Source organism: Parageobacillus sp. VR-IP, from assembly GCF_013357975.1.
GTDB lineage: Bacteria > Bacillota > Bacilli > Bacillales > Anoxybacillaceae > Saccharococcus > Saccharococcus caldoxylosilyticus.
The window spans coordinates 98066-115570 of record NZ_JABVYQ010000008.1 but is presented as its reverse complement, the minus strand read 5'-3'; the positions used below and the strand labels follow the sequence as shown (position 1 = coordinate 115570).

Annotated in this window: 16 protein-coding genes and 1 rRNA gene; 7 read left to right on the top strand and 10 right to left on the bottom strand. The window is 44.1% G+C overall.

Features of this window, described 5'->3' with window-relative positions; translation table 11 throughout:
- Both HT574_RS17155 and HT574_RS17150 read right to left on the bottom strand, forming a co-directional pair.
- Positions 1 to 90 (bottom strand): 16S ribosomal RNA (locus HT574_RS17155); the annotation flags it as partial.
- 485 nt (positions 91 to 575) lie between these two features.
- Positions 576 to 1448 carry a nucleotidyltransferase-like protein gene (locus tag HT574_RS17150; protein WP_175245534.1) on the bottom strand — a complete coding sequence of 291 codons (873 nt, stop codon included), beginning with the start codon at positions 1446 to 1448 and terminating at the stop codon, positions 576 to 578.
- Between the two features lie 171 nt (positions 1449 to 1619).
- Here HT574_RS17150 and HT574_RS17145 point away from each other — a divergent pair, with 171 nt between their 5' ends.
- Positions 1620 to 1976 (top strand): YgzB family protein, encoded by a 357-nt coding sequence (locus HT574_RS17145; protein WP_175245533.1) that lies wholly within the window; start codon positions 1620 to 1622, stop codon positions 1974 to 1976.
- A gap of 25 nt (positions 1977 to 2001) precedes the next feature.
- On the opposite strand, the gene perR is transcribed toward HT574_RS17145, so the two are convergent.
- On the bottom strand, positions 2002 to 2454 hold the full coding sequence (gene perR / locus HT574_RS17140; protein WP_017436531.1) for a peroxide-responsive transcriptional repressor PerR: 453 nt from the start codon (positions 2452 to 2454) through the stop codon (positions 2002 to 2004).
- A gap of 586 nt (positions 2455 to 3040) precedes the next feature.
- Here perR and HT574_RS20080 point away from each other — a divergent pair.
- On the top strand, positions 3041 to 3685 hold the full coding sequence (locus HT574_RS20080; protein ID WP_254698713.1) for a hypothetical protein: 645 nt from the start codon (positions 3041 to 3043) through the stop codon (positions 3683 to 3685).
- Entirely contained in the window at positions 3622 to 3756 is a 135-nt protein-coding gene (locus tag HT574_RS20075) for a transposase (RefSeq protein ID WP_254698712.1), read from the top strand. Before HT574_RS20080 ends, HT574_RS20075 begins: the two co-directional genes overlap by 64 nt.
- Positions 3757 to 4067: 311 nt before the next feature.
- Here the strand turns inward: HT574_RS20075 and bcp are convergent, their stop codons facing one another.
- Together bcp and HT574_RS17125 are read right to left on the bottom strand one after the other, a co-directional pair.
- Entirely contained in the window at positions 4068 to 4538 is a 471-nt protein-coding gene (gene bcp / locus HT574_RS17130; protein ID WP_042410766.1) for a thioredoxin-dependent thiol peroxidase, read from the bottom strand.
- A gap of 62 nt (positions 4539 to 4600) precedes the next feature.
- Positions 4601 to 5005, bottom strand: coding sequence for a potassium channel family protein (locus HT574_RS17125; RefSeq protein ID WP_175245532.1), 405 nt, complete (start codon positions 5003 to 5005; stop codon positions 4601 to 4603).
- A 122-nt stretch (positions 5006 to 5127) separates the two neighbouring features.
- Between HT574_RS17125 and HT574_RS20275 the strand changes: the two genes are divergently transcribed.
- A complete protein-coding gene (locus tag HT574_RS20275) occupies positions 5128 to 5253 on the top strand; it encodes a response regulator (protein WP_256411317.1) in 126 nt (41 codons plus the stop codon).
- 72 nt (positions 5254 to 5325) lie between these two features.
- Positions 5326 to 5448: a hypothetical protein gene (locus HT574_RS20270; RefSeq protein ID WP_256411315.1), complete on the top strand. Its 123-nt coding sequence runs from the start codon at positions 5326 to 5328 to the stop codon at positions 5446 to 5448.
- Between the two features lie 114 nt (positions 5449 to 5562).
- Here HT574_RS20270 and HT574_RS17115 read toward each other — a convergent pair whose 3' ends face one another.
- The 5 genes from HT574_RS17115 to HT574_RS17095 form a co-directional block, all read right to left on the bottom strand.
- Complete coding sequence (locus HT574_RS17115) at positions 5563 to 7188, bottom strand: L-lactate permease (protein WP_175245531.1); 1626 nt, start codon at positions 7186 to 7188, stop codon at positions 5563 to 5565.
- A 33-nt stretch (positions 7189 to 7221) separates the two neighbouring features.
- On the bottom strand, positions 7222 to 8184 hold the full coding sequence (locus tag HT574_RS17110; protein ID WP_175245530.1) for an L-lactate dehydrogenase: 963 nt from the start codon (positions 8182 to 8184) through the stop codon (positions 7222 to 7224).
- 251 nt (positions 8185 to 8435) lie between these two features.
- Positions 8436 to 9221, bottom strand: a complete 786-nt coding sequence (locus HT574_RS17105; RefSeq protein WP_175245529.1) for an ABC transporter permease — start codon at positions 9219 to 9221, stop codon at positions 8436 to 8438.
- A gap of 3 nt (positions 9222 to 9224) precedes the next feature.
- Positions 9225 to 10016: an ABC transporter permease gene (locus HT574_RS17100; RefSeq protein WP_175245528.1), complete on the bottom strand. Its 792-nt coding sequence runs from the start codon at positions 10014 to 10016 to the stop codon at positions 9225 to 9227.
- Positions 10009 to 11013 (bottom strand): ABC transporter ATP-binding protein, encoded by a 1005-nt coding sequence (locus HT574_RS17095; RefSeq protein WP_175245527.1) that lies wholly within the window; start codon positions 11011 to 11013, stop codon positions 10009 to 10011. The genes HT574_RS17100 and HT574_RS17095 overlap by 8 nt, the downstream gene beginning before the upstream one ends.
- Before the next feature lie 248 nt (positions 11014 to 11261).
- Between HT574_RS17095 and HT574_RS17090 the strand changes: the two genes are divergently transcribed.
- Positions 11262 to 12557: a glutamate-1-semialdehyde 2,1-aminomutase gene (locus HT574_RS17090; RefSeq protein ID WP_175245526.1), complete on the top strand. Its 1296-nt coding sequence runs from the start codon at positions 11262 to 11264 to the stop codon at positions 12555 to 12557.
- A gap of 427 nt (positions 12558 to 12984) precedes the next feature.
- Complete coding sequence (locus HT574_RS17085) at positions 12985 to 17457, top strand: glutamate synthase-related protein (RefSeq protein ID WP_175245525.1); 4473 nt, start codon at positions 12985 to 12987, stop codon at positions 17455 to 17457.
- The last annotated feature ends 48 nt before the right edge of the window (positions 17458 to 17505 follow it).

Below are 17505 nucleotides of genomic sequence, written 5' to 3'. Positions count from 1 at the left end.
AAGAGCAAGCTCCTGTTCGGTCCGCTCGACTTGCATGTATTAGGCACGCCGCCAGCGTTCGTCCTGAGCCAGGATCAAACTCTCCATAGAAAGTTGATTGGCTGATTTTTAGCTTCAGCACCGACACCGTAAGACGTTGCGGCGCTTCCGCTTTTCGCATTGTCCAGCTCCGGCTCGCAACGCCTTGCGGAAAATAACCTTCCTCCGTCGACATGCAAGCATGTCTCGTCGGAAGAACATTTTCCTTCCGGCGTTAAACGCTCGCCTTCGCTTTTCTATGTGGACGCTTCGTTTTGTTCAGTTTTCAAGGAACATTTTCCGTTAAAACGACTTTTTCATTCTAATATTTTCATTCTCTGTTGTCAACTGTTTTTTTATCAACGTCTCGCAACAATCGCGGTTGCGACGACGTTTTATAATATATCATCTCCTTTTTTGTAAGTCAATAACATTTTTTATTTTTTATGATAACAAAAAAATAAACAGCCCTTTTACCGGTGAAAAGCAAGGCTGTCATGTTTTCAAAAACAAAAACGTCGCCCTCCAGCATGCAAAAAATGCATGTTCTCTTCCTGCTATTCGTTTTGCACTGAATAATAACGATGATATATATGACGACTTTTTGTCGGTATCTCTTTCACGGACAAAACTTTTTTCTCTGCTAAATATTCCAACATGATAATAAGATCTACCGAATACGGGGAAAGCTCCGGATGCTCTACAATTTCGGCAATGCTCCACGCCCCTTCTTTCTCACCTAACACTTTATACAAATGGGCGGCTCCTGATGAAATTCGTGAATGGATCAAAAATTCGTTTGCTAAAAATAAAAGCTCTAACCGTTTTTGCAACGGTTCTTCACTGCTCACAAGCTCCTCATACAACTTATAAATTTGTCCATCTATTTGTTTTACTTGGTCCCATACCGTTACTTCCGGATAAAATCCTTGTTCGATCACAGCAAGTCTTGCTAGGTGATGTAACGCATGAATAACATGATTATATGCATCTAATAATTGCCCTGCTTCAAAAAATGCCCTTCCATCCATATAGCGGCGAATCAGCTTTGCAAATTCTAACCCCATTTTTAATTGCCGCGTTTCCTCCGGAAATTCCTTCATACGGTTTCTCAGATGATGGATATAATCATTTCGGTCAAACAAAACTTTTCCATTGAATATCCAGTCAATCACTTTTCGATGGGAACCGAGAAGAAGCCATTCATTTAGCTTTGCTTCACTAACTGCATATAAGGCCGCTTTTTCTTCACCTAATGCATAATGTTTCATAAAGACGGGAGCATTCCCATCAGTGGTAATTACTAATAAAACCCTATCAAACGTATCAGTGACCGCTGAATTATTTACTTTCTTTTCAATCATTAAAATTCCTAATGTATCGCGGCGGCTAGCCCATTCTTGGTAGATGGGACGAAGCAAATCCTCCATAATCGTTTCCTCCATCTCCTTTATGCTGTCATTGCTTATTCGACAAAAATCGAAAAAATCCTCTTTATTGTTTTGCCCAACAGGCCAAAAACATGCATTGGGAAGAAAAATGTTAAAATTAACGGATTTTCTGCACTTTATGATATAGTGGTGTATATAGGAGGGACAAGCATGGGCATTAAATATTCAAGCAAAATCAACAAAATTCGTACATTCGCCTTAAGCTTAATCTTTGTCGGCATTTTTGTCATGTATATAGGTATATTTTTCCGCACCTCTCCTTTAGTAATGACACTGTTTATGATCTTAGGACTCCTTTTTATCATCGCTAGCGCGGTCGTTTATTTTTGGATTGGAACATTATCAACAAGAGCTGTACAGGTGGTATGCCCTTCTTGCGGCAAAGTGACAAAAATGCTTGGCAGAGTAGACTTATGTATGTTTTGCAGCGAACCGTTAACATTAGATCCGGAGTTAGAGGGTAAAGAGTTTGATGAAAAGTATAACAGAAAAAAAAGAAAAAGCTGATAGCTATTTCCCTGCTATCAGCTTTTTAATGTTGGCGATGTCCGTTTTTCTGGCAGTCCGGACATGTTCCGTAGATCTCCATACGGTGATGATCCACTTTGAATCCGGTTACATGTGCAGCGAGCTGCTCCACTTCATCCAGCGCTGGATAGTGAAAATCGACAATTTTGCCGCATTGTTCACAAATAACGTGGTAATGGTTTGATGTGACGAAATCAAAGCGGCTTGATGCATCACCATACGTTAATTCTTTTACTAATCCGATCTCTTTAAAAACGCGCAAATTGTTATAGACGGTTGCTACGCTCATGTTTGGAAATTTTCCTTCCAGCGCTTTATATATTTCATCTGCTGTCGGGTGTGACATCGAATTAATCAAATATTCCAATATCGCATGACGTTGCGGAGTGATGCGTATGCCCGTCTGCTTTAACATATCAAGCGCTTCTTTTAACTGTTGGTTGTCAGACACCGTCATGCACCTCGCTTCCTAACAAAATAAAAAGAATTATTATTTTATAATTTTTATAATTAGTCTACAAGTATTTTATATCATTTGTCAATATTCATACCATTAATATATGAAACCGCCATATTTTTTTTACATTTTTCCCGAAAAGTCTCCCTTCCTCTAAACGGAGTAAAGAAGGGAGAGGAATCGGGAAGTCTTTGATCCCCCCAAAAACGAACATATGTGCTATAATCAAACTATCCTATCACGCAAAAAAAGAAGGGATTCTCATGCTTCGTGGCCAAAAAGTATTCTTCCGGGCATCGAAAGTGGATTTGGAACGATTGTACTCTGCAATCGGGAATCCGCCCGTGTGTGGAACGAATGCCTCCGCTTAGCCAAAGAATACTTCCTCCAACATGGATGTTGGATCACCAAAAGCAAACAAAAAGAAAGTTCCATCTTCACAGCCAATCGGTTCAAGCGGTCTACCACAAATATCTCTTCGCAAGGCAAGCTGCGCACCAAGCCATCCAACAAGGACATGCTGCCCGCTACCCCTACAAGAATAAAGAAGTACTTCCCTACGAAATGGTCAAAAGATGGATTCAAAGTGTATGAAAACAGAAAAATCGAATTGTCCATGGGCATTCATCACGGAAAACGGGAAAAGCCGATCGTCGTGTATGCGTCGCATCTACCAAAGGGAACGATCAAAGAAATCGAATGCTGCTTTGATCATGGTCTTTATTTAGCCGTGACGTATGAAGATGGACAAAAGGAAAAAGCGTATGAACCAGGAAAGGCCGTTGGAGTCGATCTTGGAGAAGTGCATACCATTGGAGCATTTTGCGAACACGGTCAGGCTATTCTCATCACCGGAAGAAAAGTACGCTCCCTTCACCGGTTGCGGAATAAAAAACTGGCGGAGATTCAGCGTCGTCAATCCAAGTGTCAAAAAGGACCCCGTCAATGGAAAAGTACGAACAGGCGAAAAAATCTGTATTATCCAAATCCGAAAGACAGCTACGGATGCGTTGCATCAAACGACGAAACAGTTTGTCGACTGGTGCTTAAAGCAGTCCGCCTCCGATGTGTATATCGGAAACGTCAAAGGAGTAGAGCGGAACACAAGAAAGAATATACAAGCAGACATGTCCTGTCTGCCAAAAGAGACAAAAAGTGTCTTCCCGCCTGTTTGTGTGCCGGTGTGGGTATGAGGAACATCGTGACGTTCACGGCGCGAGAAATATCTTAAGCAAGGCGCTGCATGGCACCTTTGTTCATTGGGACGTGCAAACGAAGCTGACATATCTACGGATTGCGTAAGCAAGAGGTAGTAGAAGGGTTGGACCGCCCTATCGGTGCAAAGGCGATATTTTACTTGACCCATCCAGAAGGCTTCCGATGCATTCATCGAGTGGAAGGAGGCCGCCTTCTTCCACGCGGAAGCTTCTTTGATGGAGATGGTAAGAAACTCCTGCCTCTTCATGGAATGAAGGTAGGAGAGGTTCATCAAAAAAAAATGTGCGGAAGAACGTTCCGCACCCATGTCACCCTTTCATTCATTTGAGGAGGTTACTATCCATTATACGTAGCCTTTTTTGTTTTGTATGGACTTCTACCCAATTAACGGTACGTTAATGCAAATTTTTAGAAATATACTCGAGCGCCTCCTCGACATGACCCTTTACTTTGACACCTCTCCATTCTTTTACCAACTTGCCGTCGCGATCGATAATAAACGTGGATCTCTCGATGCCCATGTATTCTTTGCCAAAGTTTTTCTTCAGCTTCCAAACGCCGTACATTTCCGCTACCTTGTGATGCTCATCAGCAAGCAACAAAAACGGCAGTTCGTACTTTTCAATAAACTTTTTATGCCGCTCGAGCGGATCGGTGCTAACCCCTAAAATAACCGTGTCCAACTTGGCAAACTGCTCGTAATGATCACGAAAATCGCATGCTTCTGTCGTGCACCCCGGCGTCATGTCTTTCGGATAAAAATATAGTACGACATGTTTACCGCGGAAATCCGAAAGGGAAACCATTTCCCCGTTGCTTGCCGGCAATGTGAAATCCGGTGCCTGTTGGCCAATTTGCAAAGCCATACTTTTCCCTCCGCAATATATTTTTCTTTTAGCGTAACGGAAGGAATGATAAATTGCAACGATTACCGCTTATCCCAGTCAACCATCGTTCTAACAACAAGCACAGCAGGCATAATATAACCTAACAAAGCTTCAATGATGGCAAGCCATCTTCCAATCCCCATTGGCGTAATGTCTCCATATCCGACTGACAATAACGTCATCCCGCTTAAATAAAGGCTGTCTTGAAGGATAGAAAAGCATTCGTTAGCTGTTTGATTGGCAGATGGAGCAAATACGTTATGCCCATTAATTTGGAGCACCATATATATCAGAGCGAAACCTAGCATCATTGTGATATACCATTGGATAAGAACAAATAAATTTTCTAAGGAAATACGACGGGTCGTTTTTATACTTGTCGTCCAAATAGACGCAACGCTGGCAAGTAACACCGTCGCTACAATTCCAATGAACACGTACTCCATCGCTCCCACCTCGCATACTTGTCCATAACCATATATACAAAAACAAAAAGCCGATTATTCATATAATAAGTGGATTAGATATAATAAAAAAAGATTAATGAAAGAATGAAGGGGAGAAAACAATGCATACGATTTTGATTGTCGAAGACGATGATAAAATCGCATCCATGCTGAAGGAGCGTATGGAAAAATATGAATATCGCGCACATATGCGGAACAGTTTGACGATATTAAAAAGGAATTTATAAAGTTCCGTCCTCATCTTGTACTGCTCGACATTAATCTACCTCGATTTGACGGTTTTTAAAGGAAAACAAATTATGTTTGCCGCCCAACATAGCGATAAAACGACAACAGTTTCATTAACAAAACCAATTAATCAATTTGGTTACTATTTTTTGATTCGTTCGCTTTACACGAAAAAGATGGAGCAAGTAATGTAAAATTAAACGTTTTGCGGCCTTTTCCAGGTATATAAATCGGAAAAAGGCCGCAGAATCATCTTTTTTCGACTATACACAACACAGTGCTTAACTTAATAAACAAACTATCATTATCTAAATTCTAATGATCGAAAGAACATATGTCCAGACTCCCACAAACAATAGCAGGATCAAGCTATAATAGATCGTCATTTTAAACAAGTTAGATTCTCTGCCAGTCTCTTGCACCGCGGCTGTTGCAATCGCGATAGATTGCGGAGAAATGAGTTTTCCCATAACTCCCCCGCTTGTGTTGGCAGCAAGCAATAACGAAGAGTTTGTCCCTATTTGCGTTCCTGTAACGACTTGTAAATGGCCAAATAAAGCATTGTTGCTCACGACAGATCCTGTTATAAACACACCAAGCCACCCTAATAACGGGGAAACGAACGGAAATGCATTTCCCGTCTTTGCTAATGCTAAACCAATCGCAGAGGATAAACCCGCATAGTTAGCCAAGTTGGCAAATCCCATGATAAAACAAATAGTTAATACAGGAATCCATAGTTCTTTACATGTTTCTTTTAAACTTTGTACTCCTTCGGCGAACGTAATGTTTTTGCTAAACATACCTGTGAACAGCACCGCTAATAAAATTGCTGTACCTGTTGCTGACACAAGATCCAGCTTAAATATTGCATCTAACGCAGTCTGTGTCGGCGCCACCGGAGGAATTTTTACAACTTCTCCATGCAAAAACGGCACTTTAAATAAAAGCGTAGTTTGATGAAACATTCCACCTTCAGCAAACAAAGCTTTAAAACTCGGCAGACTCCATATAATAACGATTACCGTTAAAATATAAAAAGGAGACCATGCATGGATGACCTTTTTCAAGCTGTATTTAGATTTTTCAACAACTTTCCCATCCTGATTCACCCGATATATCTGTGACGGCTGCCATTTTTTTAAGAAAATAGTTAGTGCTCCCATACTGACAAGTGCTGCTAAAATATTAGCTAACTCAGGACCGAATACAATGATTGTCAATGTTTGTACAATGGTATAGCTTCCGCTTACCACTAAAAGAGCAGGCAATGTTTCTCTAATACCTTTCGATTTATCTAAAATAAACACTAATAAGAACGGAATAAGAAACGTAATAAATGGTAAAATCCATGCAAGTGTGCGAGATAACTCAATCGAAGTTAAATCCCCCATTTGTGCTCCGACAATAACCGGAATTCCAATTGCTCCAAACGCGCCAGATGCAGCATTGGCAATTAAACAAAGAGCAGCTGCTTTTAATGGATGAAACCCGAGTTCAGCAAGTAAAGCAGCAGAAATAGCAATCGGAACACCAAATCCCGCGGCTCCTTCTAAAAATGCGTTAAAGCTAAAACCAATGAGCAACAGTTGAAGCCGCTGATCTTCAGAAATGTTTGCGATACTCCCACGGATAATGTCAAATTTCCCTGTTTTCACAGCGATTTTATATAGCCAGACAGCCATGATCACAATATAGCCAATGGGCCATAAACCGTTCGCGATTCCATAGATGGAAGCGGCAAGCGCCTTTGAAACCGGCATATGAAAAAACCAAACAGCTGTCACTAATCCAAAACAAAGAGTGAGAAAAGCGGCTTTTATTCCCTTCATCTTAAACACCGTTAAACATAATAAAAATAAAACAATTGGAAGCGCCGCAATGAATGCAGAAAGATACGCATTATGAAAAGGATTGTAATGTTGTATCCACATGATGTTCACCTTGTTGTTATTCTAAGTCAGTATTTATTGCTTTACCTCATCAAAATAACGGGAAAGAATGTCTTTTAATACGGTTACGCTATGATGAAATTGCTGTTGTTCTGTTTCATTTAGCTTCAATTCCATTACCTCGCGAATACCGTTTCGGTTGATAATGGCAGGTACGCCGATATAAACATTTTGCTCGTTATATTGGCCGTCCAGATAAGCGGAAACGGTGAGTATCGCATTTTCATTGTGCAAAATAGCGCGTGTAATGCGGACTAGCCCCATCGCAATGCCGTAATACGTCGCGCCTTTTTTCTCAATAATTTGATATGCCGCGTCACGAACATTGATAAAGATATTTTCTAAATCCTCTTTTCGGTAGCTATCGTTTTGCGACAATATTTGCTCAACTGGAATACTTCCAATTTCCGCACGGCTCCAAACAGGCAGCTCTGTATCCCCATGTTCTCCGATAATATACGCATGCACATTGGTTGGAGCTACTTGAAAGTATTCACTCAGCAAAAAGCGGAATCTTGCCGTATCCAGAATCGTTCCCGAGCCGATCACCCGTTCTTTCGGTAAGCCGCTGAATTTCCAAGTAGCATACGTTAAGATATCTACTGGATTCGTTGCAACAAGAAAAACGCCATCAAACCCTGATCTCATCACAGAATCGACAATCGTTTTAAAGATATTTATGTTCTTGTCAACAAGATCGAGTCTTGTTTCCCCTGGTTTTTGGTTAGCACCTGCACAAATCACCACCAAATCGGCATCTCGACAATCTTGATAATCTCCATGCCATATATTCATTGGCTTCGGCGCAAATACTTTTCCGTGATTGAAGTCCATCACGTCGCCCTCCGCCTTCTCTTTATTCACATCAATCAACACTAGTTCATCCGCTATTCCTTGATTCATAAGGGCAAACGCATAGCTGGAACCAACGAATCCTGTTCCTACAAGCGCCACTCGATTCATGCATTGTCTTTTCATCGTTGTCTGTCATCCTTTCCAAAAATCAATTTGTGAAATTATTCACAAATGTATTGTCCATTATTTCACAAACTTTATCAAGTATCAACTATAAGAGAAATTTGTCTTTTTTGTTAACAGTTTGCTCACACAACAACATCCAATAAACGAAAAAACGGTCTGTCATTATTAACCTCCGTAATACCCTATAAAAAATAAGAGGGCGGATCCGTTAAAGGAATTTTTACTTCCTTTTGGATTCACCCTCTTTCTCAATTCCCCGCACCCCGATATCGCTTTACTCCTGCGTTCCATAAAACGACCGCAATCGCAAAAAAGATAACACCCATGATTGGAGTAAAAAATGCATAGCCGTACCATTCTTTTTTACCAAGAAAATACGATGCGGGATATACGCCAACAAACGCAAACGGCAAAATCCACGTTAAAATATAGCGGATAACGCGATGATAAATATCAATTGGATAGCGCCCGTAGTTGCTGATATTGTACATCATCGGCATGATCGATGTACGAGCATCAGACCAAAAACTAATAGTTGCCAATGACACAAATACTCCCGCGTAAATAAACGCTCCCCCTAAAACAAACAGAATAAACATCAAAATGTCATACCAATGAAACGAAAGAGATAAACGCGCACTTGCATACGCCATAATGATGATGCCCGTTACTCCGCCAAGCAACGATTCAAGTTCCATCCGCTCGAGAATAATTTGAAACAAGCTGTGCACCGGGCGCGTCAACACGCGATCCATTTCTCCACGCACAATATAGCGCTCATTAAAATCCCACAAATTAAAAAATGCTCCGAACACCGCATATGGCACTAAGAAAAAGCCGTAAATAAATAAAATTTCATCGCGCGTCCAGCCGTGCAATAACGACGTATGCCCAAACACAACGAGAAGAAAAACAAGATTGACCGCTTGTGACATCAAATCAGAAATAAACTCCACCAGCAAATCGGCACGATATTGCAGCTTTGTTTTCATGTATTGTGCCATATATTGAAAAAAGATCGATACGTAAAACACGACTCACCCTCCTTGAATGACAAGCTGTTTTTTCGCCGCTCGCCACAACAGCTGAATCGGGATGAGCAACAGCACACACCATACAAGCTGAAACAAAAGGCCATGGAGGATTGCTTGCCCTTGAAAACTTCCTGTTACAATCATACTCGGAATATAGCTAATTCCTTGAAACGGAAAGTATTTCATTGCCTCTTGCGCCCAATCTGGATAAAAGCTGATTGGCAAAATAAGTCCGGAAAACAAGTCGATCACAAATCGCTTTGCCCGCAATAACCCTTCATTGTTAAGGGTAAAAAATGCTATGATGCCGGCAAGCAAATTTAATTCTGAATTAATAACAAAACTAAGGGCAATCGACAAAGTGAAAAACATCCATGTATGAACATCGGCTGGAAAACGAAGCGGCAAAAATAAAGCGACAAGAAAAATTCCCGGAAGAGAAAGAAACAACAAACGAAAGATTCCTTCCCCTAATCCTTGCATCGTTTTCATTCCGAGATAACTGTAAGGACGAATCAGCTCTGTCGCCACTCTTCCTTCTTTAATCTCCATGGCGATTTCACGGTCGATATTATTGAAATAAAACGCCCGCGCCATCCATGAGATGGCGACATACGTGGTCATTTGAGCCATCGACATTCCTTGCATCGTCGATTTGCTGCCGTAAATCGCTGACCAGAGAAAATAGTACGCGGCGATATTAATGGTGTAAATAAGAATGCCCGTATAATAATTGGTCCGGTAAGCAAGCATCATTAAAAAGCGGATGCGGATCATCTCAATATATTTATCCATGCACAACACCTTCTTCATAGATGTTGCGGATAATTTCTTCTGTAGAAATTTCATTAATGTTCATATCTTGAATCGAATAGCGGGAGACAACGCGACTGATCACTTCCGGCAATAACGCGGAAGGCACTTGTGCTGTCCAGACATTGTCTTGCTCCCCTTTTTTCCATATCACTTGCAGACCATTCGTTAGTTCTCGTAACGCATGAAACGTGATTTCGCCCGCAAACGTAAACTGGATTTGCTTTCCTTCTCCCCATTTTTCTTTGAGACGCTTAAGAGAACCATCGTAAATGATTTTGCCTTCATCAAGCATAATGACACGCTCGCATAACGCTTCGATATCGGAAATATCATGTGTCGTCAATAAAATCGTCGTGTTGTATTTTTCATTAATTTCTTTTAAAAACTGGCGGATTTTCAGTTTTACAAGCACATCGAGGCCAATGGTCGGCTCATCCAAAAACAACAACGGCGGATTATGAATGAGCGCCGCTGCCAGTTCACAGCGCATCCGCTGCCCGAGCGACAGCTTGCGCACCGGCTTGTCCAAGAGCGGGCCGATATCTAGGGCCTCAATAATATGTTCCATATGTTGCCGATAATCTTCATCGGAAACGCGATACACTTTTTTCAAGAGCCGAAACGATTCTTGCACCGCAATGTCCCACCACAATTGGGAACGCTGTCCGAATACCACACCGATCGTCCGCACGAACTTTTCCCGCTCTTTATGCGGATTCATGCCGTTGACGATCACTTTTCCCGCCGTCGGCGTCAAAATTCCCGTCAGCATTTTAATGGTCGTCGATTTTCCTGCGCCGTTTTCGCCGATATAGCCAACGATTTCCCCTTGCTTTACGGTAAACGAAATATCATTCACCGCACGAATGATTTTATGGTTTCGCGTAAATAAATCGCGAAACGCACCGATTAAGCCGGAGCGGCTTGAATACGATTTAAACTCTTTTCGTAAGTTTTCCACTTCGATGGCGTTCATAGTTCTCCTCCCTGTATATAGACACAGAAAAAGGTATGAAATTCCTTTTTTCGTAAAGCGGAATGATTTTCGCTACGTATTGCATTATACATAAACACGCCGATATTTCATCTTTTTTGTTTTGTTATCATTTTCCATTCGTGTATCGTCCAATCACCACCATGCGAAGCGCCAAAAAGCTCCAATCACTATAAATATGTTAGAATAGGAAGGTAAAAGACTATGAGGATCACAGGAGGCTTTAGAACATGAATTTTACGAAATCGGAACAATTGTATCAGGAAGCGCTCAAGCATATCGTCGGCGGCGTAAACAGCCCATCCCGTTCGTATAAAGCGGTCGGCGGCGGAGCGCCGGTCGTCATGGAGCGGGCGCAAGGCGCTTATTTTTGGGACGTCGACGGCAACAAATATATTGACTATTTGGCGGCATACGGACCGATTATTACAGGCCACGCCCATCCACACATCACGAAAGCGATTCAGCGCGCTGCAGAGACAGGCGTCCTTTATGGCACTCCAACTCCTCATGAAATTACGTTCGCGAAAATGCTAAAAGAAGCGATCCCATCCTTAGAAAAAGTACGTTTTGTTAACTCAGGGACGGAAGCGGTCATGACGACGATTCGCGTTGCGCGCGCCTATACCGGCCGTGATAAAATCGTTAAATTTGCTGGCTGCTACCACGGACATTCCGATCTTGTCCTTGTCGCTGCCGGCTCTGGTCCGTCGACGTTAGGAACCCCAGATTCTGCCGGCGTGCCAAAAAGCATTGCCCAAGAAGTAATTACTGTACCGTACAACGATGTTGACTCATTCAAACAAGCGATGGAAATATGGGGAGGCCAAGTCGCCGCCGTGCTTGTCGAACCGATCGTTGGCAACTTTGGCATCGTTACACCAAAACCTGGCTTTTTAGAAGCGATCAATGAGATCGCTCATCAGGCAGGGGCACTTGTCATTTACGATGAAGTCATCACGGCATTCCGCTTTATGTACGGCGGGGCGCAAAATTTATTAGGGATTGAACCTGATTTAACGGCAATGGGCAAAATTATCGGCGGCGGTCTGCCGATCGGCGCCTATGGCGGCCGTCAAGACATTATGGAACAAGTCGCCCCACTCGGTCCGGCCTACCAAGCGGGGACAATGGCAGGCAACCCTGCTTCTATCCTTGCCGGCATCGCCTGCCTTGAAGTACTGCAGCAAGACGGCGTGTATGAATACCTTGATAAACTTGGTGCGATGTTAGAAGAAGGCATTCTTCACCATGCCGACAAATATGGCATTCCAGTAACAATCAACCGGTTAAAAGGCGCACTTACCGTTTACTTTACGACCGAAAAAGTCGAAAACTATGAACAAGCACAGCGAAGCGACGGCGAAATGTTCGCGAAGTTCTTTAAACTCATGTTAAAACAAGGCATCAACCTCGCTCCTTCGAAATATGAAGCGTGGTTTGTCACGCTCGCACATACAGAAGGCGACATTGAATATACGCTTCAGGCGGTAGAAAACGCATTTAAACAATTAAAAAATGCATAATTATACAAACCATCCAGGAAAGATCCTCTTCTGGATGGTTTGCTATATTATATGAAAACGGTTACAAACACACAATAAAAAACTTGACAATTTTGTGAATAATATATCCAATAAAGTGAATAATTAATTGATTTGAACTTTCCGACATGGTATGATAAGTTATAAATTCTGAAAATTAAGACGTGATTTGCCGCTTACCATTCGGAAATCCGTCACTGACATTATCAAGATGAAGCGGGGATCGGTTTTATAACGGGCTGACAGGACACGTATTTGTCCATGAAAATCTAGCGGAACAAGAGGAAGCATCTATACGAAGATGCAGTGCGCTAAAGCATGCCGATTCCGTTGTACAGAGGTTTAGGGAATACAACAGGAGGTGAACGGCGAAGGCGGGTTCCTTCCCGCTGGATCACGCCACTTGCATATGAAACAACGCTGGAATCCGAATCTTTTCAAAAACTTTCATCAGGCCGAGCATGACGCCTGTGGTATTGTCGCCGCCATTGAAAAGCAGCGCATCCCGACGCGCGAAAACATTATGACATGCATTGATGCACTTGTCAAAATGAACCACCGCGCCGGCTTTATTAACGGCGAAGGAGACGGCGTCGGCATTCATATGGATATTCCGAGAAAACTGTGGATGGAAAAACTCGCAAATGCCGGCCAAAACCCGGAGATTGCCAATGACGAAAGCTTTGCCGTCGGCCATGTTTTCATCCATCGATCTGCAGATGTAGACAATGTCAAAGCACAAATCAAACAGCTTTGTAAATGTTATGGTTTCTCATTGATTTTTGAATCGGACCGAGTCACTTCATCGAACGCATTAGGTCCAATCGCGCTTCGACAAGAACCGGTATTTTGGCAAATCGCCTTGCTGCCAAACGACAAGATGCAACTTTCGAAACGGTTATTTGATCTCGCTATTGACATCGAGCAAGATGAACATGTCCATGTCGCCTCTTTAAGCAATTTCCACGTTGTCTATAAAGTGATGGGAGCCGGAGATATTTTGCCAAAATACTATCATGACTTGGCCCACCCGTTTATCGCATCGACCATGACATTAGGGCATAACCGTTACTCGACCAATACGCTGTCTAACTTTTTCCGCGTTCAGCCGTTTAGCGTATTAGGACATAACGGAGAAATCAACACGATCGCAAAGCTGCGCGAGGAAGCGGTGATGATCGGCGTTCCGCTGACAAAAGACGGCAGCGATTCCCAAGATTTAAGCCGCACGATAGAAACGCTTATTTGCCGCTATGGCTATAGCTTATTTGAAGCGATGGATATACTATTCCCGCCTATTTTGAATGAAATCAAGAAATATCCGCCACACTTGCAAGATTTATATGCATACATCCGCGAGGCGTGGGGACATTTCGCCCAAGGGCCGGCGGCGATTATCTCCCGCTACGCCGACGAAGCAGTATTCAGCGTCGATGCCCTTGGTTTGCGACCGCTGTGGAAATTAGAAACGGAAAAGCGGTTTGTGTTTACGTCCGAACCGGGAATTATCCCGACATGCGAATATACTGGCGACCCCAAACCGCTTGCGCCGGGGGAAAAAATCGGTTTGATGTGGTCCGGCAGCGGAGCCATTCAAGTGTTGGAATATGAGCAATTCCAAGAAGAAGTATACACTCGTTTTTCAGGGCGGTTTGATATCGCAAACTTTCGAAAACGCCTCGATATTCCGAAACTAGAAAACTATACATTTTCCCCCGCTCCGACTAAAGTGCATAACAGGCAATATGCGGCATTTGGCTGGGACAGGGAGCATATTCAGCTGTTAGAGCAAATGGCAGAAAAAGGTGCGGAGCCGATTCGCTCACTTGGTCATGACGCGCCGCTGGCAGCGATTGATCCGAACCGCAAAAATCTTGCCGACTTTATTAAAGAAAGCGTCGCTGTTGTCACCAATCCGGCGATTGACCGCGACCGTGAGATGGAACATTTCTCCACAAGAACCGTCATCGGAAAACGGCCATCTCTCGTAAAAAAAGCAGAATCTTCCTATGTAATCGAGCTTGGCTCGCCGATTCTCATCGAGGGAAAAATCGGCAGTGATTGTTTAGCGGAACTAGGCCATCCTTCGTATGATCAAATCGTTCATTCGTTCCAAGAAAAACAGCTAACGCACATCTTGTCAACGACATTTACAAGCGAAGAAACAATTCCAGAAGCGCTAGCGCGTCTTGCCGCTGAAGCATGTAAAGCGGTCCGTTCCGGCAAAACCTTGCTCGTTTTAGACGATGCAGAGGCACACCAAAACGGAAACTTATGGATTGACCCGTTGCTTGTTACATCGGCGATTGATCAAGCGCTGACAAAACAAGATTTGGGCCGCGACTGTTCGCTTTTGCTTCGTTCCGGTGCGATTCGCTCTCTTCACGATGTGATCGTCGCCTATGGGTTAGGAGCAAACGCCATCAGCCCGTATCTCATGTTTGCGACGGTTGCGGCAGAAGAATCGATTACGCCTGTAGTAAACTTATTTAAAGCACTGAATAAAGGATTAGAAAAAGTCATTTCTACCATCGGCATTCATGAATTGCGCGGTTACAGCCGTCTCTTCTCGTCGATCGGACTGCATGATGAAATCGCCGATGTGTTAAACATCATCAACTTCTTTGGTTCAGATTCATTGCAATACGATTTCGCGGCACTAAAACAAGACGCCATCGCCCGCGCCGAAGACTACGCCAACGAAAACGCCAAGCCAAGAAAAACGTTCCACCTCTTCCCGCGCATTTGGAAGGCGATTGGTGAAGTCGCACAAACAGGATCGTATGACAGCTACCGGGAAAAAGCAAACGAGCTGGAAAGCGAAACGCCGACAACCATTCGCCACTTGCTGGATATGAAAAAATCCAACAAGCCGGTTCCGGTCGAAAAAGTCGATATTAGTGTCGGTGAACATAGCCTGCCGTTTGTCATTGCTTCGATGTCGTTCGGCTCGCAAAATGAAGTGGCGTTCCGTGCTTATGCGGAAGCGGCAGACCGATTAAATATGGTCAGCCTCAACGGCGAAGGCGGCGAAATTAAAGATATGCTCGGCAAATACCCGCGTACGCGCGGCCAGCAAATCGCCTCCGGCCGTTTCGGAGTCAACGCGGAGCTGTTGAACTCTTCGAATCTGCTCGAAATTAAAATCGGCCAAGGGGCAAAACCAGGCGAAGGCGGACACCTTCCAGGTTCAAAAGTGACGGCAAAAATCGCCGAAGCGCGGAACGCGACAATCGGTTCCGACTTAATTTCGCCGTCCAATAACCACGACATTTATTCGATCGAAGATTTAGCGCAAATGATTGCCGAGTTGAAAACAGCAAACGACAAGGCAAAAGTTGCCGTTAAAGTGCCGGTCGTGCCAAACATTGGAACGATTGCCGTCGGCATCGCCAAAGCAGGGGCGGATATTATTACATTAAGCGGCTTTGACGGCGGAACCGGGGCGGCGCGCATCCATGCCCTGCAGCATGTCGGCCTGCCGGTGGAAATCGGAGTAAAAGCGGCCCATAACGCGCTCATAGAAGCCGGCTTACGACATAAAGTCGAAATTTGGGCAGACGGCGGCATCAAGAGCGCGCTGGACGTTCTTAAAGTGATGCTGCTTGGGGCAAACCGCATCGGCTTCGGTACATTATCGATGATCGCGATCGGCTGCACGACCTGCCGCGGCTGTCATTTAGATACGTGCCACGTCGGCATTGCTACGCAAATTGAATCGGTAGCACAAGCAAAAGAGCATGGGCTGCGCCGTTTCGTACCGCGGCAATTCGAGGCGGCGGTGCAAGGATTAGTCAACTTATTCACCGCTTTTGGAAACGAGCTAAAAGCGTTAACAGCCGTTCTCGGGGTTACTCGTCTGCAAGATGTTGTCGGCCGCTCTGACTTATTGGAACAAACAAGAGGGCTGGGGCAAATGAATCTAGCAAACCTGCTCGAAGTGCTCGAGGTCGAGCAGCTAGCGCCAAAAGAAGCAGCCGCAAACGCGGAAGAACCAGCATTGCTCGTGGCCGCTGGAGCGGAATATCTCGATTATCATGCAGAAGATTTGCACCGCTCCCGTGAATTTACGACTGTGACATCGGAACAGCGCGTTCTTGGCAGCCGTGTTTCATGCCACCGCGTGCGCGGACGTCTGGATGGTTCGTACAAAAAATTGCCAAACGTCACCTTGTGCTATACGAAAGGCTCGATCCCAGGGAACGGCCTTGGAGCTTATAACACTCATGGTATTCACATTCATGTTGACGGCGGCGGCCAAGATGGCGTCGGAAAAACCTCATTTGGCGGCAGCATCTTGATTTTTAAAGCAAAAGGAAAAGACGGAAAATTTTATAATGGGTCTGTCGGTAAAGGGTTTGGATACGGTGCGCAAAAAGGGCTTCTCGTCGTGCAAGGAAACGCCGATGCACGTGCCGGCATCCGCCTCTCCGGCGCCGATATGATCATCGGCGGCCAAGTAACCGTTCCGCTTCCAGATGAAGAACACGGAAACATCGGAACACGCTCCAATATTAAAGGGTTTGCTTTTGAATACATGACAAATGGACGCGGTCTCGTCCTTGGCGACCCAGGCCCATGGATTTGCGCCGGTATGACAGGCGGTGTCGTCTACTTGCGCCATCAGCCTGAAATGGGCTTAACCAAAGCGGCGTTAGAGCGCCGCATCGCCAAAGGAGCGCAAGTACGCCTCGAGCCATTAAACGAACGCGGCAAAGCAGATGTCGAAGAACTGTTATCGACATACATTGAACTGTTAAAAGAACATGATCAGCACGAAGAAGCGCAATCATTACAGCCGCTTCTTAAAAACGTAGAAGACCATTTCTTCCAAATCATCCCGACAAAAGAACAAGCAGACCCTTCGATTTCGACGGAATGACGAAAAGAGCATCCTGCTCACGGCGGGATGCTCTTTTTTGATTTGCTC